General features: G+C 70.3%; 20 protein-coding genes. 2 read left to right on the top strand and 18 right to left on the bottom strand.

Translation table 11 applies throughout. From position 1 onward, the window contains the following. Positions 1–142: 142 nt before the first annotated feature. A complete protein-coding gene (locus ACWGO0_RS26785) occupies positions 143–1600 on the bottom strand; it encodes an aldehyde dehydrogenase family protein (RefSeq protein ID WP_453540143.1) in 1458 nt (485 codons plus the stop codon). Positions 1601–1759: 159 nt separating this feature from the next. Continuing rightward, a complete protein-coding gene (locus ACWGO0_RS26790) occupies positions 1760–3226 on the bottom strand; it encodes a GuaB1 family IMP dehydrogenase-related protein (protein ID WP_453540146.1) in 1467 nt (488 codons plus the stop codon). A 297-nt stretch (positions 3227–3523) separates the two neighbouring features. Between ACWGO0_RS26790 and ACWGO0_RS26795 the strand changes: the two genes are divergently transcribed. Next, positions 3524–4582 carry a terpene synthase family protein gene (locus ACWGO0_RS26795; protein ID WP_453540149.1) on the top strand — a complete coding sequence of 353 codons (1059 nt, stop codon included), beginning with the start codon at positions 3524–3526 and terminating at the stop codon, positions 4580–4582. An 80-nt stretch (positions 4583–4662) separates the two neighbouring features. Here the strand turns inward: ACWGO0_RS26795 and ACWGO0_RS26800 are convergent, their stop codons facing one another. The 4 genes from ACWGO0_RS26800 to fmt form a co-directional block, all read right to left on the bottom strand. Next, entirely contained in the window at positions 4663–5658 is a 996-nt protein-coding gene (locus ACWGO0_RS26800; protein WP_453540152.1) for a sugar-binding transcriptional regulator, read from the bottom strand. 133 nt (positions 5659–5791) lie between these two features. After that, entirely contained in the window at positions 5792–6475 is a 684-nt protein-coding gene (gene rpe / locus ACWGO0_RS26805) for a ribulose-phosphate 3-epimerase (protein ID WP_453540155.1), read from the bottom strand. Between the two features lie 113 nt (positions 6476–6588). Then, complete coding sequence (locus ACWGO0_RS26810; protein WP_453540158.1) at positions 6589–8022, bottom strand: RsmB/NOP family class I SAM-dependent RNA methyltransferase; 1434 nt, start codon at positions 8020–8022, stop codon at positions 6589–6591. 74 nt (positions 8023–8096) lie between these two features. Beyond that, positions 8097–9029 (bottom strand): methionyl-tRNA formyltransferase, encoded by a 933-nt coding sequence (fmt, locus tag ACWGO0_RS26815; RefSeq protein WP_453540161.1) that lies wholly within the window; start codon positions 9027–9029, stop codon positions 8097–8099. Between the two features lie 239 nt (positions 9030–9268). Here fmt and ACWGO0_RS26820 point away from each other — a divergent pair, with 239 nt between their 5' ends. Further along, on the top strand, positions 9269–9814 hold the full coding sequence (locus tag ACWGO0_RS26820; RefSeq protein WP_453540164.1) for a hypothetical protein: 546 nt from the start codon (positions 9269–9271) through the stop codon (positions 9812–9814). Positions 9815–9894: 80 nt separating this feature from the next. Here the strand turns inward: ACWGO0_RS26820 and ACWGO0_RS26825 are convergent, their stop codons facing one another. The 12 genes from ACWGO0_RS26825 to ACWGO0_RS26880 form a co-directional block, all read right to left on the bottom strand. Beyond that, the gene (locus ACWGO0_RS26825; RefSeq protein WP_453540167.1) at positions 9895–12039 is read right to left on the bottom strand and encodes a primosomal protein N'; all 2145 of its coding nucleotides are present in this window, start codon (positions 12037–12039) and stop codon (positions 9895–9897) included. A 106-nt stretch (positions 12040–12145) separates the two neighbouring features. Further along, positions 12146–13354 carry a methionine adenosyltransferase gene (gene metK / locus ACWGO0_RS26830; RefSeq protein ID WP_453540170.1) on the bottom strand — a complete coding sequence of 403 codons (1209 nt, stop codon included), beginning with the start codon at positions 13352–13354 and terminating at the stop codon, positions 12146–12148. A 241-nt stretch (positions 13355–13595) separates the two neighbouring features. Beyond that, positions 13596–14798 carry a bifunctional phosphopantothenoylcysteine decarboxylase/phosphopantothenate--cysteine ligase CoaBC gene (gene coaBC / locus ACWGO0_RS26835; protein ID WP_453540173.1) on the bottom strand — a complete coding sequence of 401 codons (1203 nt, stop codon included), beginning with the start codon at positions 14796–14798 and terminating at the stop codon, positions 13596–13598. A gap of 118 nt (positions 14799–14916) precedes the next feature. Then, entirely contained in the window at positions 14917–15189 is a 273-nt protein-coding gene (rpoZ, locus tag ACWGO0_RS26840; RefSeq protein ID WP_023542989.1) for a DNA-directed RNA polymerase subunit omega, read from the bottom strand. 82 nt (positions 15190–15271) lie between these two features. Continuing rightward, a complete protein-coding gene (gmk, locus tag ACWGO0_RS26845; protein ID WP_453540178.1) occupies positions 15272–15889 on the bottom strand; it encodes a guanylate kinase in 618 nt (205 codons plus the stop codon). A gap of 38 nt (positions 15890–15927) precedes the next feature. Beyond that, positions 15928–16251, bottom strand: a complete 324-nt coding sequence (locus tag ACWGO0_RS26850) for an integration host factor (protein ID WP_453540181.1) — start codon at positions 16249–16251, stop codon at positions 15928–15930. A gap of 243 nt (positions 16252–16494) precedes the next feature. Next, entirely contained in the window at positions 16495–17334 is an 840-nt protein-coding gene (pyrF, locus tag ACWGO0_RS26855) for an orotidine-5'-phosphate decarboxylase (protein WP_453540184.1), read from the bottom strand. Continuing rightward, positions 17331–18440, bottom strand: a complete 1110-nt coding sequence (locus ACWGO0_RS26860; RefSeq protein WP_453540187.1) for a quinone-dependent dihydroorotate dehydrogenase — start codon at positions 18438–18440, stop codon at positions 17331–17333. The genes pyrF and ACWGO0_RS26860 overlap by 4 nt, the downstream gene beginning before the upstream one ends. 56 nt (positions 18441–18496) lie before the next feature. Continuing rightward, the gene (gene carB / locus ACWGO0_RS26865) at positions 18497–21805 is read right to left on the bottom strand and encodes a carbamoyl-phosphate synthase large subunit (RefSeq protein WP_453540190.1); all 3309 of its coding nucleotides are present in this window, start codon (positions 21803–21805) and stop codon (positions 18497–18499) included. After that, complete coding sequence (carA, locus tag ACWGO0_RS26870; RefSeq protein WP_453540193.1) at positions 21798–22934, bottom strand: glutamine-hydrolyzing carbamoyl-phosphate synthase small subunit; 1137 nt, start codon at positions 22932–22934, stop codon at positions 21798–21800. Before carA ends, carB begins: the two co-directional genes overlap by 8 nt. Further along, positions 22931–23509, bottom strand: coding sequence for a PH-like domain-containing protein (locus tag ACWGO0_RS26875; protein ID WP_453540196.1), 579 nt, complete (start codon positions 23507–23509; stop codon positions 22931–22933). The genes carA and ACWGO0_RS26875 overlap by 4 nt, the downstream gene beginning before the upstream one ends. Beyond that, positions 23506–24792, bottom strand: a complete 1287-nt coding sequence (locus ACWGO0_RS26880) for a dihydroorotase (protein ID WP_453540199.1) — start codon at positions 24790–24792, stop codon at positions 23506–23508. The genes ACWGO0_RS26875 and ACWGO0_RS26880 overlap by 4 nt, the downstream gene beginning before the upstream one ends.

The following is a 24792-nucleotide window of genomic DNA, read 5'->3' on the forward strand; positions in this document are numbered from 1 at the left end:
ACTCTGGGTGCGTCGTGGTCGTTCAGGCGCACTTCGGGCGGTTCACTTCTCTGCGGTCCGGTTCGGGGGCGGCGGCACTGCCGCCGCCCCCGAAGTAGACCATGCGCGCCCGCCCGCGGCGCGCTCACCGCCTCCCGGCAGGTCAGAACGGGAACTGCGACCGCCCGTGCTGCACCGAGATCCACTTCTGCGTGGTGAACGCCTCGATCATCGACTCACCGTTCAGCCGCCCGAGACCCGACGCCTTCTCGCCGCCGAACGGGACGATGGGCTCGTCGTGGACCGTACCGTCGTTGATGTGGATCATCCCGGTGTGGATGCGCTGCCCGACCCGTACACCGCGCTCGATGTTCCCGGTGTGCACGGCGCCGCTCAGCCCGTACGGGGTGTCGTTGGCGATCCGTACAGCCTCGTCCTCGCCGTCGAACGGCACCAGCAGCGCGACGGGACCGAAGATCTCCTGGTGCAGGACGGGCGAGTCGGCGGCGAGGCCGGTCAGCACGGAGGGGCTCACCAGATTGCCGTCGATGCCACCGTGCAGCAGCGCCGTCGCACCGGCCTCGACGGTCTGGTCCACGAGCTTGGAGACCGCCTCGGCCTGCGAGGAGTTGATCAGCGGGCCGATCTGGGTCGCCGGGTCGGCCGGGTCGCCGACCCGCAGCGAGGCCACCTTGGCGACGAACTTCTCGGTGAACTCCTTCTCCACCGCGCGGTCGACCAGAATCCGGTTGGCCGCCATGCAGACCTGGCCCTGGTGGATGTACCGGCTGAAGACGGCCGCGTCGACTGCGTAGTCCACATCGGCGTCGTCGAGCACGATGAGCGCGCTGTTGCCGCCCAGTTCGAGCACGGCGCGCTTGAGGTTCGCCGCGCAGACGGTCGCGACGTGCCGGCCCACCTTGTCCGAGCCGGTGAAGGAGATGACCTGCGGGACGGGGTGCTCCAGCAGCGTGTCGCCGATCTCCGCGATGTCGGTGACCACGACGTTCAGCAGCCCTGCGGGCAGACCCGCGTCCTCGAACACCTTGGCCAGCAGGGTGCCGCCGCAGACCGGGGTGTTCTGGTGCGGCTTGAGGACGACGGCGTTGCCGAGGGCGAGCGCGGGCGCGACCGACTTGAGCGACAGCAGGAAGGGGAAGTTGAAGGGGCTGATGACACCCACGACGCCGACGGGCACCCGGTAGACCCGGTTCTCCTTGCCCTCGGTCGGCGAGGGGAGTATCTGCCCGGCGGGCCGGAGCGCCAGCTGTACGGCCTCGCGCAGGAACTCCTTGGCCAGGTGGATCTCGAAAGCCGCCTTGAGGCGGGTGCCACCCAGCTCGGCGACGATCGCCTCACTGATCTCGGGCTCGCGCTCCTCGACGATCCGCAGCGCCTTCTCCAGCACACCCCGCCTGGCGTACGGATTGGTGTCGGCCCACGCCTGCTGGGCGCGCTCGGCCGCGCGGTAGGCCTGGTCCACCTCGTCGGCCGTGGCGACCGTGATCGACGCGAGCTTCTCCCCGTTGAACGGGTTGAAGTCGATGATGTCCCACGACCCCTTCCCCGCCCTCCACTCGCCGTCGATGTACTGATGGGCCAGGTCAGTGAAGAAGGACATGAGATCCCTTACCGCAGAGAGGCGGGCAGCTGATTGCGCTTCATGTTACTTAATTTTCAACCGAGTTGAAGCGCGCCAGGAGTCGTCCGTGAGCGCACACGCAGAAGCCCCTCCCGGTGAATCACCGGGAGGGGCTCAGCTGTTACGGACGGGCCGGGATCAACTCCAGCTGGCGTGCAGCGGCTTGCCCTCGGCGTATCCGGCGGCGCTCTGCACACCGACGACGGCCTTCTCCGCGAACTCCTCCAGGGAGGCCGCTCCCGCGTAGGTGCAGGAGGAGCGGACACCGGCGATGATCGAGTCGATCAGGTCCTCGACGCCGGGCCGGGTCGGGTCCAGGAACATCCGCGAGGTGGAGATGCCCTCCTCGAAGAGCGCCTTGCGCGCGCGGTCGTACGCGGACTCCTCCGACGTACGGTTCTTGACCGCGCGGGCCGAGGCCATGCCGAAGGACTCCTTGTAGTAGCGGCCGTCGGCGGACTGCTGGAGGTCGCCGGGCGACTCGTACGTACCGGCGAACCAGGAGCCGATCATCACGTTGGACGCGCCCGCGGCGAGTGCCATCGCGACATCGCGCGGGTGACGGACACCGCCGTCGGCCCATACGTGCTTGCCGTACTTCTTCGCCTCGGCCGCGCACTCCAGGACGGCGGAGAACTGGGGCCTGCCCACACCGGTCATCATCCGGGTGGTGCACATGGCGCCGGGCCCGACGCCGACCTTGATGATGTCCGCGCCGGCCTCGATCAGATCGCGCACACCCTCGGCGGCGACGATGTTGCCCGCGACGATCGGCACCTGCGGGTCGAGCGCCCGGACGGCCCTGACCGCGGCGATCATGGATTCCTGGTGCCCGTGCGCGGTGTCGACGACGAGTGTGTCGGCGCCCGCGTCGAGGAGCTGCTTGGCCTTGCCCGCGACGTCGCCGTTGATGCCGACGGCGGCGGCGATGCGCAGCCTGCCCTGGGCGTCGGTGGCGGGCGTGTAGAGAGTCGCGCGCAGTGCGGCCTTACGGGTGAGGATGCCGACGAGCCTGCCGTCCGCGTCGACGGCGGGGGCCAGCTTGCGGTTGGCGCCGTCGAGCTTGTTGAAGGCGTCGCGCGGGTCGATGCCGGCGTCGAGGAGGACCAGGTCCTTCGACATGACCTCGGAGAGCTGGGTGAAACGGTCGACACCGGTCAGGTCGTGCTCCGTGACGACACCGATCGGGCGGTACGCCTCGTCGACGACGACGCCCGCGCCGTGGGCGCGCTTGTGGAGGAGGGACAGGGCGTCAGCGACGGTCTGTCCCGGTGCCAGCACGATCGGGGTGTCCAGCACGAGGTGGCGGGTCTTGACCCAGCTGATGACCTCGGTCACGACCTCCATCGGGATGTCCTGCGGGATGACGACGAGGCCACCGCGGCGGGCGATGGTTTCAGCCATCCGGCGGCCCGCGATCGCGGTCATGTTGGCGACGACGAGCGGGATGGTGGTGCCTGATCCGTCGGGCGAGGAGAGGTCCACGCCCTGCCGGGACCCGACCGCCGAGCGTCCGGGAACCATGAAGACATCGTCGTACGTGAGGTCGTACGGGACCGAGGGGGACTCTGTGTAGCGACCGGTGCCCGGCTCAAGAAAACGCATAACACTCATTTTTTCATACGAAACGGTGCAGGTCGTTTCCACGAAGACACAGCAAAAGACCCCCGCATTCGTCTATTCCTCCAAGGAGGAGGTCGGGAGGGCCGGGCAAGTGGAACCTGCCTTACCCAGGGACCTTACCCGAACGGGATTCGAACCATTCGTGATCACCATCCCTGGACCCGGTGACTGGGGGTCAGGTAGCTTCAAATCCGCAGGTCTCAGAGGTAACCGCAGCGCCGACGATCACCCATCGGAACACCTGTCACGCGTTTGACCGGAGAGGATTCAGATCCGCCCGTGGAGAGCGAACTGCCGGACATCTACTGCCCGTTCCCCCAGCGGACCAACCCGCATGTCGGGCAGACCCGTGAGCACCTCGACACCTGGACCCGCAGGACCGGCCTCGTACACAGGGAGTCCGCGAGAGCCAGATTCGAACAAGCCGATTTCGGCGCCTTCGTCGGCATGGTCTATCCCACGGCCGGCAGTACGCACCTCGATCTGACGGCGGACTGGTTCGTCTGGCTCTTCCTCGTCGACGACCAGCTCGACGACGGCCAGCTCGGCCGCGATCCGGAACGTGTACGCGGAGTCGTCGCCCGGATGCTGGCCGTGGTGGACGGCATGGACACCGCCGCCGTACCGGACGAGGAGCTTCCGGCGGCCGTCGTCGCCCTGGAGGATCTGTGGGCGCGGACGATTCCCGCGATGGCCCCGCACTGGCGCAGACGCTTCGCCTGGCACCTCACCACGTATCTGACGACGGCCACCACGTGGGAGGCCGGCAACCGGGCCGACGGCGTGGTGCCGTCCGAGGAGACGTACATCGCCAAGCGGCGGCACACCGGAGCGATCCATGTCTGCATGGACCTGATAGAGATCGTGGCCGGCATCGAGGCGCCCGAGTCGATCCACAACGATCCCCGCTTCATCACCGCGCTGGAAGCCTCGTGCAACGTGGTGTGCTGGGCCAATGACGTCTACTCCTTCGAGAAGGAGCAGGTACTCGGCGAGATCCACAACCTCGTACATCTGGTCCGCCACCACCGGGGCTACGGGGAGCAGCAGGCCATCGACCACGTCTGCGCCCGGATAGCCGCCGAGACCGAGCGTTTCCTCACGGCCGAGGACGAGCTGCTGGAGATGTATCCGCAGCTCGCCGGAATCCTCGTCCCGTATCTGGACGGCATGCGCAGCTGGATGCGCGGCAATCTGGACTGGTCACGGCTCACCCCGCGCTACAACCCGGCGGACGTCAGCCAGTACGAGGAGCCCGAGGAGTATCTGGAGGAGACGGTCCTCGGCTTCTCCACCGACCGGGCCGGCGAGACGGTGAGCGAAGCCCGGAAGCGCTGATCAACGGCCGGAAGCGCTGAGCGACACCGAAGGCCGGGCGCACATGGCGCCCGGCCTTCGGTCTGTCCGCTCGCCGCTGCTCAGACGCTGTCCGGGTCCGCCCGCTCCAGCGCCGGCCGCGATCCCGGTGCCGACTCCGTCAGCAGGAAGTCCGCGGCGGCCGTGTCCGTCACCAGGCTGGTGACGAGGCCGGACCGCAGGACCGCGCCGATCGCCGCAGCCTTGCGCTGGCCGCCCGCGATCGCCACCACCTCGGGAATCCGGCGCAACCGGTCCGCCTCCACCGTGATGCAGCGCTCGCCGAGGTCACGGCCGACCCTGCGCCCCTCGGTGTCGAAGAGGTGCGCGGACATCTCGGCCGCGACGCCGAGCGAGGCGTAGTGCGCCCGCTCCTCGTCCGAGAGCATGTCGTGGACGGTGGAGATACCGGGCTCCCAGGAACCGATGGAGACCGCGGCGACCGTCACCTTGTCGAAGTACTCGAAGGCACGCGCGATCCCCGTCTGGTGCCGCAGCGCGGCTGCCGTCGCCGGGTCGGGCAGCAGCATCGGCGCGTAGATCGGGTGCGCCTCGCCGCCGGAGACCTGCGCGGCACGGCGGACCGCCTCGACCGAGCCGCGCTCGGCGGTCCCCGCGTCGTACACCCCGGTGAGCTGCACGACCGTGCACGGCGGCAGCCGGTCGAGCGCAGCCGCCATATGAATCGTGGACCGGCCCCAGGCCAGGCCCAGCACATCGCCTTCGTTCACCAGTTCACCGAGAAGATCGGCCGCGACCTCGCCCAGGTTCTCCGGGTCGGGGGCGTCCTCCTGCTCCTCGGCCGGGGACTCGACGACGACCGCGTGGCGCAGCCCGTAGCGCGCCCTGAGCGCGTCGGAGCGCTCCGCGTCCAGTTCCGCCGGCACCCGGATCTCGATGCGTACGAGATCACGCTCGAGGGCGGTCTCCAGGACCCGGGCCACCTTGAAGCGGCTGACGCCGAACTCCTCGGCGATCTGGATCTTCGACTTTCCCTCAAGGTAGAACCGGCGGGCCATGGCCGCCGCCTGCACCAGCTCCGCGGGTCCCATCCGCATGGCTGACCGACCCGCCGAGATGCCAGACACCGCGATCTCCTCACTGCTGTTCACACGCTCGATACGCCGTTCATCCTGTCAGATCCGGCGATCCTTGATCAGGCCCGTCGGGCCGCGTTCATCTGCGCTTGGTTCAGTGGTTGCATCCCCAGGAGGAAGCGGCCGTGGCCGCGTCCGCCTTGGCCCGCAGCGCCCGCACCGCCTCGGCCGGGTCCGCGGCCCCGTACACCGCCGAGCCCGCGACGAACACATCGGCGCCTGCTTCGGCGCACCGCTCGATGGTGCTGGCGGAGACCCCGCCGTCCACCTGGAGCCACAGTTCGAGACCGTGCTTGGAGATCAGCTCACGGGTGCGGCGGATCTTCGGCAGCATGATGTCCAGGAACGCCTGGCCGCCGAAGCCCGGCTCCACCGTCATGATCAGCAGCATGTCGAGTTCGGGGAGCAGGTCCTCGTACGGCTCGATGGGCGTCGCGGGCTTGAGCGCCATGGAGGCGCGTGCCCCCTTCGCCCTGATCTCCCTCGCCAGCCGCACCGGCGCCGCCGCCGCCTCCACATGGAAGGTGACGGAACCGGCGCCCGCCTCGACGTACTGCGGCGCCCAGCGGTCCGGGTCCTCGATCATCAGGTGGCAGTCCAGCGGAGTGTCCGTGGCCTTGCTCAGCGATTCCACGATCGGGACACCGAGCGTCAGGTTGGGCACAAAGTGGTTGTCCATGACGTCGACATGGAGCCAGTCGGCGCCTTCGACGGCCTTCGCCTCTTCGGCGAGGCGCGCGAAGTCGGCGGACAGGATGCTGGGGTTGATCTGGGCCATGCCCCCAGCCTGCCACGTTCCGCGCCACTTCCCCGCCTCGGTGCGGCCCAAAGCCTCACGGGATCATCACAGTTCACGCAATCCCGGCTTTTTGCCTGCTTCCTGCCTGCTGATCAGCCGGTACGGCGCAGCAGGGCGAGGTACATCGCGTCCGTGCCGTGCAGGTGGGGCCAGAGCTGTACGTCGGGTCCGTCGCCGAGCGCGGGCACTCCCGGCATCAGGGGACGCGCGTCCACCCACTCCGCCTCGACGGGCTGTCCGCCCCGGCCCTTGAGTACGTCGTCGACGACGACCCGGGTCTCCGCGAGATGCGGCGAACAGGTCGCGTAACCGACAACTCCCCCGATCCGTACGGCCTTCAACGCCTCGCGCAGCAGGCCGCGTTGGAGCGGTGCGAAGCTTTCGAGGTCCTTGGCCCTGCGCCGCCAGCGGGCTTCCGGGCGGCGGCGCAGCGCGCCGAGTCCGGAGCACGGAACGTCCATCAGGACCCGGTCGAAGGAGCCCGGCAGCCACGGCGGACGGGTGCCGTCGGCGGTGATCACCTGGTACGGGCCGGGGTTGCCGGCCAGCGACCGCTCGACGAGCCTGGCACGGTGCGGCTGCTTCTCGGAGGCGAGGAGCGCGGCGCCCCGGCCGGCCGCGAGGGCCGCCAGGAGAGCGGCCTTGCCGCCCGGTCCCGCGCAGCCGTCGAGCCAGCGGCTGTCCCTGCCCTCGACCGGCGCGTTGGCCAGGGCGGCGGCGACGAGCTGGCTGCCCTCGTCCTGCACTCCGGCCCGGCCTTCCTCGACGGCGGTCAGGGCGCCGGGCTCGCCGCCCTCGGCCATCCGTACGGCATAGGGCGACCAGCGGCCGGGAAGACCGTTGTCCTCGCCGAGGGCGGCGAGGAGTTCGTCGGTGGTGGACCGGCCCGGCCGGGCGACGAGGGTCACCTCGGGCCGTTCGTTGTCGGCTTCGAGCAGGTCCTCGATGCCGGCACGGCCGCCGCCGAGGGCGTCCCACAGGGCGGAGACGATCCATCGAGGATGCGAGTGGACGATGGAGAGGTGGTCCTCGGCATCCTTCTCGTACGACGGGGCGACGAGCTCGACCCAGCCGTCCAGGTCGTGCGCCGTCACCTTGCGCAGCACGGCGTTGACGAACTTGGCGCGCCCCTCGCCCAGCACCACGCGGGCCAGCTCCACGCTGGCCGAGACCGCGGCGTGGGTCGGGATGCGGGTGCCCAACAGCTGGTGCACGCCCATGTTGAGGACATCGAGCACCGGCGGGTCGACCTCGCGCAGCGGCCGGTCGATGCAGGCGGCGACGATCGCGTCGTACGTTCCCTGGCGGCGCAGCGTCCCGTAGACCAGCTCGGTCGCGAGCGCCGCGTCCCTGCCGTCGAAGTCGCCCTTGGCCCGTGCCTTCTTGAGCAGCGGCGGCAGGACGAGGTTGGCGTACGCATCGCGTTCGTCCACGGCCCTGAGCGCCTCGAAGGCGAGGAACCGGACCGGGTCCTTCTGGGGACGGCGATGCGGCTTGGCGGGACGGCGACGCTGCTGGTCAGTCACGAGAAAGGTGCTCCGCTGATGGTGAGAGGACGAACGCTCCCAGGGTACGTCGCAGCCGCGTACCGCCGTCCTCCCTACATCCCCACCAGTTCGCCCGGCACGATCCGCACGCCGCGCGCCCAGTCGGCGCCCCGCATCGGCTTCTTGCCCTGCGGCTGCACCCACAGCAGCTCCACGGCGTGCGAGCCGGTGCCCGCGTACACGTTGTTCTTGGCGGCGGACAGCTCGCCCGGGGCCAGGTCGGTGCGTTCGTGGACGGGCACCGCCTGGATCAGCTTGAGGCGTTCACCGCGGAAGAGTGTCCAGGCGCCGGGGGCGGGGGTGCAGCCGCGGATCACCCGGTCGACCCGCAGCGCGGGGGCGGACCAGCGCACCTGGGCGTCCTCGACGGTGATCTTGGGGGCGAGGGTGATGCCGTCGGCGGGCTGCGGCACGGCGTGCAAGGTGCCGTCCTCGATGCCGTCCATGGTCGCGGCGAGCAGCCCGGCACCGGCGAAGGCCAGCCGGGTGAGCAGATCACCGCTGGTGTCGGTGGGCCGCACCTCCTCGGTGAGCACGCCGTACACCGGGCCGGAGTCCAGCCCCTCCTCGATCAGGAACGTCGAAGCGCCGGTCAGCTCGTCGCCCGACATGACCGAGTGCTGCACGGGTGCGGCGCCGCGCCAGGCGGGCAGCAGCGAGAAGTGGAGGTTGACCCAGCCGCGGGCGGGTACGGCGAGCGCGGCCTTGGGCAGCAGCGCCCCGTACGCGACGACGGGACAGCAGTCCGGCGCGATCTCCCGCAGCCGCGCGAGGAAGTCCTCGTCCCGGGGCTTGACGGGCTTGAGAACCTCGATCCCCGCGTCCTCGGCACGCTCGGCGACGGGACTGGCGACCAGCCGGCGCCCGCGCCCGGCAGGTGCGTCCGGCCGGGTGACGACGGCGGCCACTTCATGACGGCCGGAGGCGAGCAGGGCGTCCAGGGCGGGTACGGCTACCTCTGGGGTGCCTGCGAAGACGAGCTTCATGGGGGCTGACTGCCTCTCGGGCCGAAACGTACGGTGACGAGCAGCACACCAGTCTAGGGCCCCGGGCCCCACCCGCCGCCGGGGGGCGTACGCACGGCCGTGCGCCCCGCGCATATGCACATACGCCCCTATAGCGTGACCACATCGCCCGGTGGCGCGTTGGTCAAAGGAGATTGACCGAAGTGGGCCGCCTCGGTGCGGCCCCGATCCCTTTCATCGCCGGTTCGAGAGGCTTCTTCATGGCCGACCACGCAACCCACGACGCCCAAGCGCGGGCCAGTCTGCATCTTCTGGTGCGGGACATCGAGCGGGTCCGGCGGCAGGTGGACGCGCTGCGCACCCTCACCGCCCAGCTGGGCAACGTCTATCGTCCGCGCCGCTCCGGCCCGTCAGCGGGCTTCGTCGTCTACGGCAGGGCCCCGGCCCCCACCGTCCGGCTGGCCCAGGAACTGCGGGACAGCGTCGAGACCCTGGTCACGGCGGCGGTCGACTTCGACCGCTCGCTCGGTTTCTCCTGGGACGCGGTGGGCTCGGCCCTCGGGGTCACGAAGCAGGCGGTGCACCGCCGTTACGGTGCCCGCCGCAACACACCGCACCCCGGCGCCGCCGAGGGAACCGTGACCGACGAGAGCCCCGTGCAGCGGCCCGTCACCGTGGCTCCTGGCATGCCCGGGGCTCCCGTCGTCCCCGCGGCACGGGCGATGCCGCCCCAGCCCTCGGCGGCCGGCCCGTCGCTGCGCGAGGAGCTGCGCCCCGGCGCCTTCCCCGGCCCGCGCAACGGCTGAGCGCACCGCCACCCCTTCTGCCCCTCCGTGCCGCATGCACGGCGGGGCAGTCCCATGTGGCCCACGGTCACGCGGTGCCCTCAGCCGATGTCCGGGGGATCGATCCTGATCCGGACCGGATCGCCGCCGCCCTTAGCCATCCGTGCCGCCTGCGCCGTCTTCAGGGCCGCGGCGAGCGCCGCCCCCCGCCCCGGTTCCACTCTGATCAGCGCCCGCTCCCAGGTCTCGCCCGGCGGGGCGTCCCACGGTCTGCGGGGCCGGCCCGGCTCGGCGCCCGGCACCGGTACGGGGCCGAGGATCTGCGCCTGGGGCGGCAGCTGTGCGGCGGTCAGGAACGCGGCCAGCGCTTCGGCGGGACCCGTGACCGAGGCCATCCGGGACACCGGCGGGAAGCCCAGTTCCGCCCGCTCCGCAAGTTCGCGCCGCGCGTACCCGGTGGGGTCCCACCGCACCAGTGCCTGCACCGCCCGCAGCGTCGGCTCGGCGACGATCACCACGGTGCCGCCCTCGCCCTGCCCCCGTACCAGCGAGGCGGCGGAGGTCCAGCGGCGCAGCGCCTCCTCGCCGGCCCGCAGATCGGGTCTGCCGAGCATGGCCCAGCCGTCCAGCAGCAGCGCCGCCGCGTACCCGCCGTCGGCGACGGGTTCGGCGCCCGGTGTGCTGACGACCAGCGCGGGCGCGTCCGGCACCGAATCCAGGATGTGGTCCTTCCCCGACGTCCGTACGGGCACGGCGGGGAAGGCCCTCCCCAGCTCCTCCGCCGTCCTGCGGGCCCCGACGATCTGGGCACGCAGCCGGAAGGCCCCGCAGCTCTCGCAGTGCCAGGCCGTCTCGGCGCGCCCGCACCAGGCGCAGTTGAGGTCCTGCTGGTCCGGAGCCTCCAGCGGCCCCGCACAGTGCCTGCACCGCGCGGGCGTCCGGCAGCGCTCGCAGGCCAGCCGGGGCGCGTACCCCCGGCGGGGCACCTGCACCAGGACCGGGCCGCTGCGCAGCCCGTCCCGGACGGTCTGCCAGGCGAGGCTCGGCAGCCGCGCGCTCCGCGCCGCCCCGTCCCGCGCCAGCTCGCCGTCCCCGACCGTACGCACGAGGGGCGCCGCGCTCCTCAGCTGTTCCCGGTCCGCGATCAGGGGCAGCGCCCAGCCGCTCTCGACGAGCTGGGCGGCCTCCACGGTGCAGCTCGTACCGCCCAGCAGAAATCCGCATCTGCCGTGCGCCGCCCGGAGCTCCAGCACCTCCCGGACATGCGGGAAGGGTGCGTTGTCGTCGCTGTGGCTGGAGTCGCCGTCGTCCCAGATCACGACGAGGCCGAGGCCGGCCACGGGTGCGAACATTGCGGCGCGCGTCCCGACCACCGCCCGCACCGATCCCCTGCTCACGGCGAGCCACTGCCGGTAGCGCTTCTCGGGCCCGGAGTCCGCCGTCAGGAGTGTGTGCCGCCCCTCCCCCAGCAGTCCGGTGAGCGCGCTGTCCACCCGCGCGGCGACCCGGCCGTCCGGTACGACGACGAGCGCGCCCCGGCCCGAGGCGAGCGTGGCGGCGACCGCCCTGGCGATCTCCTCGGGCCAGTGCGGGCCCGGCAGGGCGGTCCATACGGCGCGCGGCGCTCCGCCATCGGCCAGCGCCCGGAGGAACGCGGGCCCCTGCCCGTACCTCTCCCAGCTCCCGGCCTCCGGCGGCGCGGGCGGCGGCAGGGGTTCCGGGGACGGCCTGGACTCGGCCCTGCCGTTCCTGGGTGGCACCGCGAGCTGGAGGACATCGGCGAGGCTGCCCGCGTACCGGTCGGCGACGGCGCGTGAGAGGGCGAGCAGCTCCGGGCCGAGGACCGGTTCGGGCGATACGACATAGGCGAGGGCGGCCAGCGCCCCCTGGTAGTCCGATTCGGCGCGCCGCTCGATGAGGAAGCCGTCGATCAGCCCGCCGCCCTCGCGTCGGCCACCGCGGACATTGCGCCCTCCCGCGCCGAACCGCACCCGCACCCGCACACCGGGCTGCGCCTCGGCGTCGAGCTCCTCCGGGACCGCGTAGTCGAAGTACTGGTCGAGATGGAGCACGCCCTTGTTGACCAGGACCCGGGCGACGGGGAGCTCCTTGGCCAGGGCGGCGCCGCGCCAGGTGCGCGGCTTGGCCCGCGGCACCTGTGCCTTGCGCACGGTCTCCCGGATCAGCGCAAGCTGCTCCGGCGCCCCGGCGTCGGGTTCGGCGGACCGCTCGTTGTCGCTGCTCACAGCCAAATTCCTACCAGACGGCACTGACAGCGGCGCCGGGCCCCACGACGCCGGGGCCCGGACACCGCGTTCGGTGTCCGGGCCCCGGCGTGAGCGAAGTGCCCTGCTACAGGCCCGCGGCCCTGCGCAGTGCTTCCACGCGGTCGGTGCGCTCCCAGGTGAAGTCGGGGAGCTCGCGGCCGAAGTGGCCGTACGCCGCGGTCTGGGCGTAGATCGGGCGCAGCAGGTCGAGATCGCGGATGATCGCGGCCGGGCGGAGGTCGAAGACCTCGCCGATCGCGTGCTCGATCTTCTCCGTGTCCACCGCTGCCGTGCCGAAGGTCTCGACGAACAGACCGACGGGCTCGGCCTTGCCGATCGCGTAGGCCACCTGGACCTCGCAGCGGGCCGCGAGACCGGCCGCGACGACGTTCTTCGCGACCCAGCGCATGGCGTACGCCGCCGAGCGGTCGACCTTCGACGGGTCCTTGCCCGAGAAGGCGCCGCCGCCGTGGCGGGCCATGCCGCCGTACGTGTCGATGATGATCTTGCGGCCGGTGAGGCCGGCGTCGCCCATCGGGCCGCCGATCTCGAAGCGGCCGGTCGGGTTCACCAGGAGGCGGTAGCCCTCGGTCTCCAGCTTGATGCCGTCCTCGATGAGCTGCGCCAGGACGTGCTCGACGACGAACTCACGGATGTCGGGCGCGAGCAGCGAGTCCAGGTCGATGTCCGACGCGTGCTGCGAGGAGACGACGACCGTGTCGAGGCGGACGGCCTTGTCGCCGTCGTACTCGATGGTGACCTGGGTCTTGCCGTCCGGGCGCAGGTACGGGATGGTCCCGTTCTTGCGGACCTCGGACAGCCGGCGCGAGAGCCGGTGCGCGATGTGGATCGGGAGCGGCATCAGCTCGGGCGTCTCGTCGCAGGCGTAGCCGAACATCAGTCCCTGGTCGCCGGCGCCCTGCTTGTCGAGCTCGTCCTCATCGCCCTCGACACGCTGCTCGTACGCCGTGTCGACGCCCTGCGCGATGTCCGGGGACTGCGCGCCGATGGAGACCGAGACACCGCAGGAAGCGCCGTCGAAGCCCTTCTTGGAGGAGTCGTAGCCGATCTCCAAGATCTTGTTGCGTACAAGGTTGGGGATGTCGGCGTAGGCCTTGGTCGTGACCTCACCCGCGACATGCACCAGACCAGTGGTGATCAAGGTCTCGACGGCTACGCGCGAGGAAGGGTCCTCGCGCAGGAGCGCGTCGAGAATCGTGTCGCTGATCTGGTCAGCGATCTTGTCGGGGTGACCCTCGGTGACGGACTCCGAGGTGAAGAGACGGCGGGACACATCGCTCCCTGGGGTTGCAGCGGCTGCTGGCTGATCATTGATGGAACGTCCGGGAGCTGCGCCCGGCACGTTCCGACGGCCAGTTTATCGGTCGGTTCCGGCGGTTGGGCCACGCGTCTCGCCCCTTGGGAGTTCTGTGACATGCGGCACTGATGACACCAGTGTGACAATCCCTCCTGCTGGGCGGCATAAACATCCGCTTTCCGATATTTTCAGCCACCCATGGGAGGGAACCCGGAATCTAGCCGAAACGCGCCGCTACAAGGTCCCAGACCGTGTCGGCGAGTGCCTCCTTGGGCCCGTAGGGAACCGGGGTCTCACCGCCGTCCGCGGCGAGCACGACCGCTTCGTTCTCCTCGGAGCCGAAGGTCTTGCGCTCCCCCACCTCGTTGACGACCAGGAGGTCGCAGCCCTTGCGGCGGAGCTTCTCGCGGCCGTTGGCCAGCACGTTGTCCGTCTCGGCCGCGAATCCGACGACGAGCTGACCGGGCCGGGCCCGGTCGGCGGAGATTTCCGCCAGGATGTCGGGGTTACGGACCAGGGCGACGGGCTCGGGCTCGTGCCCGTCCTTCTTCTTGATCTTGCCGGTCGCGTACGCCGCGGGGCGGAAGTCGGCGACGGCCGCCGCCATCACCACCACATCGGCGTCGGCCGCGGCCTTCAGTACGGCTTCGCGCAGTTGCACGGCGGTCCCGGCCCGCAGGACATCGGCTCCCGCCGGGTCCGGCAGGCCGGTGTTGGCCTCGACGAGGGTGACCCGGGCGCCCCGGGCGACCGCGGTGCGGGCCAGGGCGTAACCCTGCTTCCCGGAGGAGCGGTTGCCGAGGTAGCGGACCGGGTCGAGCGGCTCCCGCGTACCGCCCGCGCTGATGACGACATGGCGCCCAGCAAGGTCGGGAGCGGCGGCGCCGCGGGCGAGGATCCGGCGGCAGACCTCGAAGATCTCGTCCGGGTCCGGCAGCCGGCCCTTGCCGGTGTCGGCTCCGGTGAGCCGTCCGACGGCCGGCTCGATGACGACGGCCCCGCGCCGGCGCAGCGTGGCGACGTTCTCCTGGGTGGCGGGGTGCTCCCACATCTCGGTGTGCATGGCGGGTGCGAAGACGACCGGACAGCGGGCCGTGAGCAGCGTGTTGGTGAGGAGGTCGTCGGCGAGGCCGTGGGCGGCCTTGGCGAGCATGTCGGCGGTCGCGGGCGCGACCACGACGAGGTCGGCGGCCTGTCCTGTGCGGACGTGCGGCACCTGGTGGACGTCGTTCCAGACCTCGGTCGACACGGGGTGGCCGGAGAGCGCGGACCAGGTGGCGGCACCCACGAAGTGCAGGGACGCCTCGGTCGGCACGACCTGGACGTCGTGACCGGACTCGGTCAGCCGGCGCAGCAACTCGCACGATTTGTAGGCGGCGATGCCTCCGCTGACCCCAAGGACGACCTTCGGCTTGTCCACTGCCTCTCCCCGCACTCGTGCTTCCCGGCGCACCCGGCTGCGTACGCACCGTCCCATAAGACACCACAGGCCCGGCGGTGGGACCGCCGGGCCTGTGGTGAAGGTGCTTGGTTCCTGCTTACTGCGCGGGGCCGTCGATGGCCTCGGAGGTCAGCAGGCCCGCGTTGATCTCGCGGAGCGCGATCGAGAGCGGCTTCTCGTGCACGTGGGTGTCGACAAGCGGACCGACGTACTCAAGAAGGCCTTCACCGAGCTGCGAGTAGTACGCGTTGATCTGACGCGCGCGCTTGGCGGCGTAGATCACAAGGCTGTACTTCGAGTCGGTGGCCTCGAGGAGCTCATCAATCGGCGGGTTGATGATGCCCTCGGGCGTGGAAATGGAAGAGGACACTCTCTGCCTTCCGAAGGGGGTAGAGACCAAAGAGATCTTTGATCGCGCGGTTCCGTGGTGGTCGTGATCCGTGTCAGTCGCGTCAGTCGCTGCTGCCACGGAGGCCGGAAGCCTGCAGCATCAAGGTTAGCAGCTCGCGTGCTACATCCTCGACCGAGGTGTTGACAAGCGTCGTATCGAACTCGGCCTCGGCCGCCAGCTCGACCTTCGCGGCCCCGAGCCTGCGCTCGATCACGTCGGGCGCCTCGGTCCCGCGGCCGGTGAGCCGGCGTACCAGTTCGTCCCAGCTCGGCGGGGCCAGGAAGACCAGCTGGGCGTCGGGCATGGACTCGCGGACCAGCCGGGCGCCCTGGAGATCGATCTCCAGCAGCACCGGCTCGCCCGCCTCCAGGCGGTCGAGAACGGCGCGGCGGGGCGTGCCGTAGCGGTTGCCCGCGAACTCCGCCCACTCCAGCAGTTCGCCGTTGGCGACGAGCTTGTCGAACTCCTCGTTGTCCACGAAGAAGTAGTGGACACCGTTGCGTTCGCCGGGTCGGGGCTTGCGGGTCGTGGCCGATACGGACAGCCAGACCTCGGGGTGGACCTTGCGCATATGCGCGACGACCGTGCTCTTGCCGACACCCGAGGGGCCGGAGAGCACGGTCAGCCGCGGACGTACGTCCGGGGGTACGGGGGACGTCCCCCGGGATGTTGCAGCCATGGAGCGATTATCCAGGTTCTCAGGAGTGCCTGAGAACGTCAGGCGGCGCTGCCGCCGAACTCACGCTCCAGGGATGCGATCTGGTTGGAGCCGAGACCCCGCACCCGACGGCTCTCGGAGATGCCGAGCCGCTCCATGATCTGCTTGGCACGGACCTTGCCGACGCCGGGCAGGGACTCCAGGAGCGCGGAGACCTTCATCTTGCCGATGACGTCGTTCTCCTGGCCGTTCTTGATGACCTCATGGAGCGAGGCGCCGGAGTGCTTGAGTCGATTCTTGACCTCGGCCCGCTCCCGGCGAGCCGCGGCGGCCTTTTCGAGCGCGGCTGCGCGCTGTTCAGGGGTAAGGGGCGGAAGAGCCACGCCTACGTCACCTCGGATGTCGATCTGTCGGATACGGACCGGTGAGGAGGCTGGTCGCCCCACACCAGGTGAGCAACGAACAACGTGTGCTCGTTGACTCTCGACGGAGACTAGCGGCCAAGGGCGCTCGAGTCAGCGAGAACGGACTAAAAGTCCTGGTCAGCCTCAGCCTACCGGGACTTTTCCGGCATATTGCCCCTGATTTTGGTCAGGAATTCGTCAACACGCTGTTACGTGGCATGGTCAGCTTTCCGGGACGGCCGCACGGACCTCGTCCGCGAACCGTCCGGCGGCTTCGCGCAGCCCTGAAACATCCGGACCGTGGCGCAGCACGCCCCGGCTCACGCTGGGCACCACATTGCCCACCGCGGCACCGAAGACCCGGGGCAGATCCGCGGGGGTCGCACCCTGGGCACCGATGCCGGGAGCGAGCAGCGGACCATTGATCGCCAGATTCACCCCGGCGTCGCCGAGCGTGGCACCGACCACCGCGCCGACCGAGCCGAGCGGGGTGGCACCCTCGTTCTCCGCGGCCATGTGGTCGAGCATCACCTGAGCCAGCGACCGGCCGTCGGCCGCGGTCGCGCGCTGCACCTCCGCGCCCTCGGGGTTGGAGGTGAGGGCGAGCACGAAGACACCGGCGCCGGAGACCGCCGCGGCGTCGAGCGCCGGGCGCAGCGAACCGAAGCCCAGGTACGGCGAGACGGTGACCGCGTCGGAGAACAGCGGCGAGTCCTTGTCCAGGTAGGTCGCCGCGTAGGCGCCCATCGTGGAGCCGATGTCGCCCCGCTTGGCGTCCATCAGGACCAGCGCGCCGGCCGCCCGCGCCTCCGCGACGGCCTTCTCCAGGACGGCGACGCCCCGGGAGCCGAAGCGCTCGAAGAACGCGGACTGCGGCTTGAGCACGGCGACCCGGTCGGCCAGGGCCTCGACGACCGTACGCGTGAAGCGTTCGAGGCCCGCGATGTCGTCGTTCAGGCCCCAGGAGGCGAGCAGCGAGGCGTGCGGGTCGATTCCGACGCAGAGCGGACCGCGGGTGTCCATGGCGTGGCGCAGGCGTGCGCCGAAGGGTTCGAGGGTCACTTCATGACCTTCCGTGTCTCGGCGCCGACCGCTTCGGCGAGGGTCGTGTACGGGGAGGCGGCCAGGCGTGCGGCCAGGCCCTTGTGGATCGCGCGGGCGTAGAACGGGCCCTCGTAGATGAAGGCGCTGTAGCCCTGGACGAGCGTGGCACCGGCGAGGATGCGCTGCCAGGCGTCCTCGGCGTTCTCGATGCCCCCGACGCCGACGAGCGTGAGCCGGTCTCCCACGCGGGCGTACAGGCGGCTCAGGACCTCAAGGGAGCGCTCCTTGAGGGGTGCGCCGGAGAGGCCGCCGGTCTCCTTGGTCAGGGACGGCGAGGACTTCAGGCCGAGGCTGTCACGGGCGATCGTGGTGTTGGTGGCGATGATGCCGTCGAGGCCGAGCTCGACCGCGAGGTCGGCGACCGCGTCGACGTCCTCGTCCGCGAGGTCGGGGGCGATCTTGACGAGGAGCGGGACCCGGCGGTCGGTGACGGTCCGGTCGGCGGCCTCGCGGACGGCGAGGAGCAGCGGGCGGAGCGCCTCGGTCGCCTGGAGGTTGCGCAGGCCCGGCGTGTTGGGCGAGGAGACGTTCACGACGAGGTAGTCGGCGTGGGCGGCCAGGCGTTCGGTGGACTTCACGTAGTCGCCGGTGGCCTCGGCCTCCGGTACGACTTTGGTCTTGCCGATGTTGACGCCGACGGTGGTCCTGAAGACCGGGTTACGGGCGGCCAGTCGCTCGGCCACGGCCGCGGAGCCCTCGTTGTTGAACCCCATGCGGTTGATCAGCGCACGGTCCTCGACGAGACGGAAGAGGCGCTTCTTGGGGTTGCCGGGCTGCGGCTCGCCGGTGACCGTACCGATCTCGATGTGGTCGAAGCCGAGCATCGACATGCCGTCGATCGCGACGGCGTTCTTGTCGAAGCCGGCCGCGAGTCCGAAGGGGCCGTGCATGCGCAGGCCGAGGGCCTCCGTGCGCAGTTCCTTGTGACGGGGTGCCAGCACGGCGGCGACGAAGGTGCGCAGTACGGGGACGCGGGCGGCGAAGCGGATCCAGCGGAAGGCGAGGTGGTGCGCCTGCTCCGGGTCCATCCGCTTGAAGACCAGCCGGAAGAAGAATTTGTACATCAGAGGTGTCCTCACAGAGAGGGGGACACCGTTTCCGGTGTCCCCCATCTGGGCTGCTAGTCGCGGGCCGCGGTCAGATGTTCCGCGTGTTCCTGGAGGGAACGTACGCCGACGTCGCCGTGGTTGAGCGCGTCGATGCCCTGGACGGCGGCAGCGAGCGCCTGGACCGTCGTCAGGCAGGGCACGGACCGGGCCACGGCCGCGGTGCGGATCTCGTAGCCGTCGAGCCTGCCGCCCGTCCCGTACGGCGTGTTGACGATGAGGTCGACCTCGCCGTCGTGGATGAGCTGGACGATGGTCTTCTCGCCGTTCGGGCCCTCGCCCTCGGACTGCTTGCGCACGACCTTGGCGTTGATGCCGTTGCGCTTGAGCACCTCGGCCGTACCGGAGGTGGCCATCAGCTCGAAGCCGTGGGCGACCAGTTCGCGGGCCGGGAAGATCATCGAGCGCTTGTCGCGGTTGGCGACGGAGATGAACGCGCGTCCCTTGGTGGGCAGCGGACCGTACGCCCCGGCCTGCGACTTGGCGTACGCCGTGCCGAACACCGAGTCGATGCCCATGACTTCGCCGGTCGAGCGCATCTCCGGGCCGAGGACCGTGTCGACGCCGCGGCCGTGGATGTCGCGGAAGCGCGACCACGGCATGACGGCCTCCTTGACGGAGATCGGCGCGTCGAGCGGCAGGGTGCCGCCGTCGCCGTTCTTCGGCAGCAGGCCCTCCTCGCGGAGCTCGGCGATCGTCGCGCCCAGGGAGATCCGGGCGGCGGCCTTGGCGAGCGGGACCGCGGTCGCCTTCGAGGTGAAGGGGACGGTGCGGGAGGCACGCGGGTTGGCTTCCAGGACGTACAGGATGTCGCCGGAGAGCGCGAACTGGATGTTGATCAGGCCGCGTACGCCGACGCCCTTGGCGATGCCCTCGGTGGAGGCGCGCAGCCGCTTGATGTCGTAGCCGCCGAGGGTGATCGGGGGCAGTGCGCAGGCGGAGTCGCCGGAGTGGATACCGGCCTCCTCGATGTGTTCCATGACGCCGCCGAGGTAGAGCTCGGTGCCGTCGTAGAGCGCGTCGACGTCGATCTCGATCGCGTCGTCGAGGAAGCGGTCGACCAGGACCGGCCGGGTGGGGCTGATCTCGGTGGACTCCGCGATGTACGAGGAGAGGCGGGTCTCGTCGTACACGATCTCCATGCCACGGCCGCCGAGCACGTACGACGGGCGTACGAGGACGGGGTAGCCGATCTCGTCGGCGATGGCCTTGGCCTCGGAGAAGGTGGTGGCGGTGCCGTGCTTCGGGGCGGGCAGACCGGCCTCGGCCAGTACGCGGCCGAAGGCGCCACGGTCCTCGGCGGCGTGGATCGCCTCCGGGGACGTGCCGACGACGGGCACGCCGTTGTCCTTGAGCGCCTGCGACAGACCCAGCGGGGTCTGGCCGCCGAGCTGGACGATGACACCGGCGATCGGGCCCGCGAGGGACTCGGCGTGCACGATCTCCAGCACGTCTTCGAGCGTCAGCGGCTCGAAGTACAGGCGGTCGGAGGTGTCGTAGTCGGTGGAGACGGTCTCCGGGTTGCAGTTGACCATCACGGTCTCGTAGCCCGCCTCGCTCAGCGCGAAGGAGGCGTGGACGCAGGAGTAGTCGAACTCGATGCCCTGGCCGATGCGGTTGGGGCCCGAGCCCAGGATGATCACCGCGGGCTTGGTGCGGGGCGCGACCTCGCTCTCCTCGTCGTAACTGGAGTAGAAGTACGGCGTGTTCGCGGCGAACTCGGCGGCGCAGGTGTCGACCGTCTTGTAGACCGGGCGGATACCGAGCGCGTGCCGGACCTCGCGTACGACGTCCTCGCGCAGGCCGCGGATCTCACCGATCTGGGCGTCGGAGAAGCCGTGCCGCTTGGCCTCGGCGATCAGGTCGGTGTCGAGCCGCTCGGCGGCGGCCAGCTCGTCCGCGATCTCCTTGATCAGGAAGAGCTGGTCGACGAACCAGGGGTCGATCTTCGTGGAGTCGAAGACCTCTTCCTGGGTGGCACCGGCGCGGATCGCCTGCATGACGGTGTTGATCCGGCCGTCGGTCGGGCGGACCGCCTCGGCCAGCAGCTCGGCCTTGTCGCCGGGCTCGCCGACGAAGGTGAACTGCGAGCCCTTCTTCTCCAGGGAGCGCAGGGCCTTCTGCAGCGCCTCGGTGAAGTTCCGGCCGATCGCCATGGCCTCGCCCACCGACTTCATGGTGGTGGTGAGGGTGGAGTCGGCGGAGGGGAACTTCTCGAAGGCGAAGCGCGGGGCCTTCACGACGACGTAGTCGAGCGTCGGCTCGAAGGAGGCCGGCGTCTTCTCGGTGATGTCGTTGGGGATCTCGTCGAGCGTGTAGCCGACGGCCAGCTTCGCGGCGATCTTGGCGATCGGGAAGCCGGTGGCCTTCGACGCGAGCGCCGATGAGCGGGAGACACGCGGGTTCATCTCGATCACGATGACCCGGCCGTCGACCGGGTCGATGGCGAACTGGATGTTGCAGCCGCCGGTGTCGACGCCGACCTCGCGGATGATCGCGATGCCGATGTCGCGCAGCCGCTGGTACTCGCGGTCGGTGAGCGTCATCGACGGGGCGACGGTGATCGAGTCACCCGTGTGGACGCCCATCGGGTCGAAGTTCTCGATGGAGCAGACGACCACGACGTTGTCGTTCTTGTCGCGCATCAGCTCAAGCTCGTACTCCTTCCAGCCGAGGATGGACTCCTCCAGGAGCACCTCGGTGGTCGGGGAGAGCGTGAGGCCCTGTCCGGCGATGCGGCGCAGCTCCTCCTCGTCGTGCGCGAAGCCGGAGCCGGCGCCGCCCATCGTGAAGGAGGGGCGGACGACGACGGGGTAGCCGCCGAGCGTGTCGACGCCCTTGATGATGTCGTCCATCGTGTGGCAGATGACCGAGCGGGCGGACTCGCCGTACCCGATCTTCGCCTTGACGGCCTCGACGACGCCCTTGAAGAGGTCGCGGTCCTCGCCCTTGTTGATCGCCTCGACGTTGGCGCCGATCAGCTCGACGCCGTACTTCTCCAGGACACCGTTCTCGTGCATGGAGATCGCGGTGTTGAGCGCGGTCTGGCCGCCCAGCGTCGGGAGCAGCGCGTCGGGGCGCTCCTTGGCGATGATCTTCTCGACGAACTCGGGGGTGATCGGCTCGACGTACGTGGCGTCGGCGATCTCCGGGTCGGTCATGATCGTCGCCGGGTTGGAGTTCACCAGGATGACGCGCAGGCCCTCGGCCTTCAGGACGCGGCAGGCCTGGGTGCCGGAGTAGTCGAACTCGGCGGCCTGACCGATGACGATCGGACCGGAGCCGATGACCAGGACGGACTGGATATCGGAGCGCTTAGGCACGCTGGCCCTCCATCAGGGAAACGAAACGGTCGAAGAGGTACGCGGCGTCGTGCGGGCCCGCGGCGGCTTCGGGGTGGTACTGGACACTGAACGCGGGCTGGTCGAGGAGCTGGAGGCCCTCGACGACCTGGTCGTTCAGGCAGACGTGGGAGACCTCGGCGCGGCCGAACGGCGTATCGGACACCTTGTCGAGCGGGGCGTCGACGGCGAAGCCGTGGTTGTGCGCGGTGACCTCGACCTTGCTGGTCGTGCGGTCCTGCACGGGCTGGTTGATCCCGCGGTGGCCGTACTTCAGCTTGTACGTGCCGAAGCCGAGGGCGCGGCCGAGGATCTGGTTGCCGAAGCAGATACCGAAGAGCGGGGTCTTCCGCGCCAGAACGGCCTTGACGACGGTGAGGTCGACGGTCGAGGGGTCGCCGGGCCCGTTGGACAGGAAGAACCCGTCGGGGTTCACGGCGTAGACGTCCTCGACAGTCGCCGTCGCGGGCAGCACGTGCACCTCGATACCGCGCTCGGCCATCCGGTGCGGCGTCATGCCCTTGATGCCCAGGTCCAGGGCGGCGACGGTGAACTTCTTCTCGCCGATCGCGGGGACGACGTACGCCTCCGATGTGGTCACCTGGTCCGACAGGCTCGCGCCCGTCATCTCGGGGGCCTGGCGCACCTTGGCGAGCAGCATGCCCTCGTCGGCGATCGCGTTGCCGGAGAAGATGCCGACGCGCATCGCGCCGCGCTCGCGCAGGTGGCGGGTGAGGGCGCGGGTGTCGATGCCGCTGATGCCGACGACGCCCTGGCTCACGAGCTCCTCGTCCAGCGAGCGCCGGGAGCGCCAGTTGGAGGGCACCCGGGCGGGGTCGCGTACGACGTAACCGGCGACCCAGATCCGCTTCGACTCGGGGTCCTCGTCGTTCACACCGGTGTTGCCGACGTGCGGGGCGGTCATCACGACGACCTGGCGGTGGTACGAGGGGTCGGTCAGCGTCTCCTGGTAGCCGGTCATGCCGGTGGAGAACACCGCCTCGCCGAAGGTCTCCCCCACGGCCCCGTAGGCACGGCCGCGGAAGGAGCGGCCGTCCTCCAGGACGAGTACGGCGGGAGCTTTGGCGGCTCCCCGGGTGGAGATCGTCATCGTGCGGTGCCTTCCGTAGTGCGGTTCAGATGGTTGATGGCGTCGACCCAGGCGGCGTGTTCGGCCGCGTGGTCGGAGCGGAAGCCGGAGTCGATCAGCTTGTCGCCGTGCGCCCAGGTGATGACCAGCAGGCCGCCCTCGGGGAGGACCTTGCCGGCGAGCGCCTTGTCGAGCCGGGCCTCGCGCAGTGCGTCGGCCGGTACGAAGAAGTCGGCTGCCCCGGGGCGTACGACATCGAGGCCCTGCCCGGTGAGCGTCAGCTCGACCCGGCTGCGGGTTCCCAGTCCGTGGGCGACGATCCGGTCGAGCCACTGCCCGGCGGTCGTCGAGGCGTGGTAGCGCCCGGAGAGCGTGAGCAGCTTCTCACCGTCCGCGAATCCCTCGGGGGTGGCGGGCAGCTCGGGCAGGTCGGACTGGAGCTGTCCCCGCCACTTCCATCCCTGGCGCATCAGCCAGTAGACGAGGGCGATGAAGACGGCCAGTCCGACGACCCAGCTGATCCGGGCGGACCAGTCGGTCACCTCGGCCGACTTCTGTTCGGCGGCCAGCAGGTACAGGGGGGTCAGTGTTGTCACGCGAGCTTCCCGTCGACGACCGTGGCACGGCCCCGCAGGAAGGTGTGGGTCACTCGGCCCGGCAGCTCGCGACCCTCGTACGGAGTGTTGCGGCTGCGGGACGCGAAGCCCGCGGGGTCCACGAGTCCACGGTATGCCGGATCGACGAGGGTCAGGTTGGCGGGCTCGCCTGCCGAGACGGGGCGGCCGTGGCCGTCGAGCCGGCCGATCGCCGCCGGGCGGAACGACATGCGGTCGGCGACGCCGGCCCAGTCGATGAGGCCGGTGTCGACCATCGTCTGCTGGACGACGGAGAGCGCGGTCTCCAGGCCCACCATGCCCATGGCCGCCGCGGCCCACTCGCAGTCCTTGTCCTCGTGCGGGTGCGGGGCGTGGTCGGTGGCGACGCAGTCGATGGTGCCGTCGGCCAGCGCCTCGCGCAGGGCCATCACGTCGGCCTCGGTGCGCAGCGGCGGGTTCACCTTGTAGACCGGGTTGTACGACCGTACGAGTTCGTCGGTGAGGAGCAAGTGGTGCGGGGTGACCTCGGCGGTGACGTTCCAGCCCTTGGACTTGGCCCAGCGGACGATCTCGACGGAGCCGGCGGTCGACAGGTGGCAGATGTGCACCCGGGAGCCGACGTGGGCGGCGAGGAGGACGTCGCGGGCGATGATCGACTCCTCGGCCACGGCGGGCCAGCCGCCGAGACCCAGCTCGGCGGAGACGATGCCCTCGTTCATCTGGGCGCCCTCGGTGAGGCGCGGCTCCTGGGCGTGCTGGGCGACGACCCCGTCGAACGCCTTCACGTACTCCAGCGCGCGCCGCATGATCACGGCGTCGTCGACGCACTTGCCGTCGTCGGAGAAGACCTTCACTCCGGCGGCGGAGTCGTGCATCGCGCCGAGCTCGGCGAGCTGCTTGCCCTCCAGGCCGACGGTGACGGCGCCGATGGGCTGCACGTCGCAGTAGCCGGACTCCTTGCCGAGCCGCCAGACCTGCTCGACGACTCCCGCGGTGTCGGCGACCGGGAAGGTGTTGGCCATGGCGTGCACGGCGGTGAAGCCGCCTACCGCCGCGGCCTTGGTGCCGGTGAGGACGGTCTCGGAGTCCTCGCGGCCGGGCTCACGCAGATGGGTGTGCAGGTCGACGAGTCCGGGCAGCAGGACCTGGCCCGCCGCCTCGACGACGGTGGCGTCGCCGGCCTCGATGTCCGTGCCCACCCGCTCGATGGTCTCGCCGTCGATCAGGACGTCCTGCGGCTCGCCACCGAGGATCTTCGCGCCGCGGATCAGGATCTTGCTCAT

This window comes from Streptomyces sp. NPDC055749, from assembly GCF_053617235.1.

Excerpts from the sequence above, each read along its gene's own strand:
- rpe (WP_453540155.1), bottom strand. The coding sequence starts at position 6,475 with ATGGCCCAGATCAACCCCAGCATCCTGTCCGCCGACTTCGCGCGCCTC.
- gmk (WP_453540178.1), bottom strand. The coding sequence starts at position 15,889 with ATGGCTGCAACATCCCGGGGGACGTCCCCCGTACCCCCGGACGTACGT.
- carA (WP_453540193.1), bottom strand. The coding sequence starts at position 22,934 with ATGACGATCTCCACCCGGGGAGCCGCCAAAGCTCCCGCCGTACTCGTC.
- ACWGO0_RS26785 (WP_453540143.1), bottom strand. The coding sequence starts at position 1,600 with ATGTCCTTCTTCACTGACCTGGCCCATCAGTACATCGACGGCGAGTGG.
- ACWGO0_RS26880 (WP_453540199.1), bottom strand. The coding sequence starts at position 24,792 with ATGAGCAAGATCCTGATCCGCGGCGCGAAGATCCTCGGTGGCGAGCCG.
- ACWGO0_RS26790 (WP_453540146.1), bottom strand. The coding sequence starts at position 3,226 with ATGCGTTTTCTTGAGCCGGGCACCGGTCGCTACACAGAGTCCCCCTCG.
- fmt (WP_453540161.1), bottom strand. The coding sequence starts at position 9,029 with ATGAAGCTCGTCTTCGCAGGCACCCCAGAGGTAGCCGTACCCGCCCTG.
- ACWGO0_RS26820 (WP_453540164.1), top strand. The coding sequence starts at position 9,269 with ATGGCCGACCACGCAACCCACGACGCCCAAGCGCGGGCCAGTCTGCAT.
- ACWGO0_RS26860 (WP_453540187.1), bottom strand. The coding sequence starts at position 18,440 with ATGTACAAATTCTTCTTCCGGCTGGTCTTCAAGCGGATGGACCCGGAG.
- ACWGO0_RS26800 (WP_453540152.1), bottom strand. The coding sequence starts at position 5,658 with ATGCGGATGGGACCCGCGGAGCTGGTGCAGGCGGCGGCCATGGCCCGC.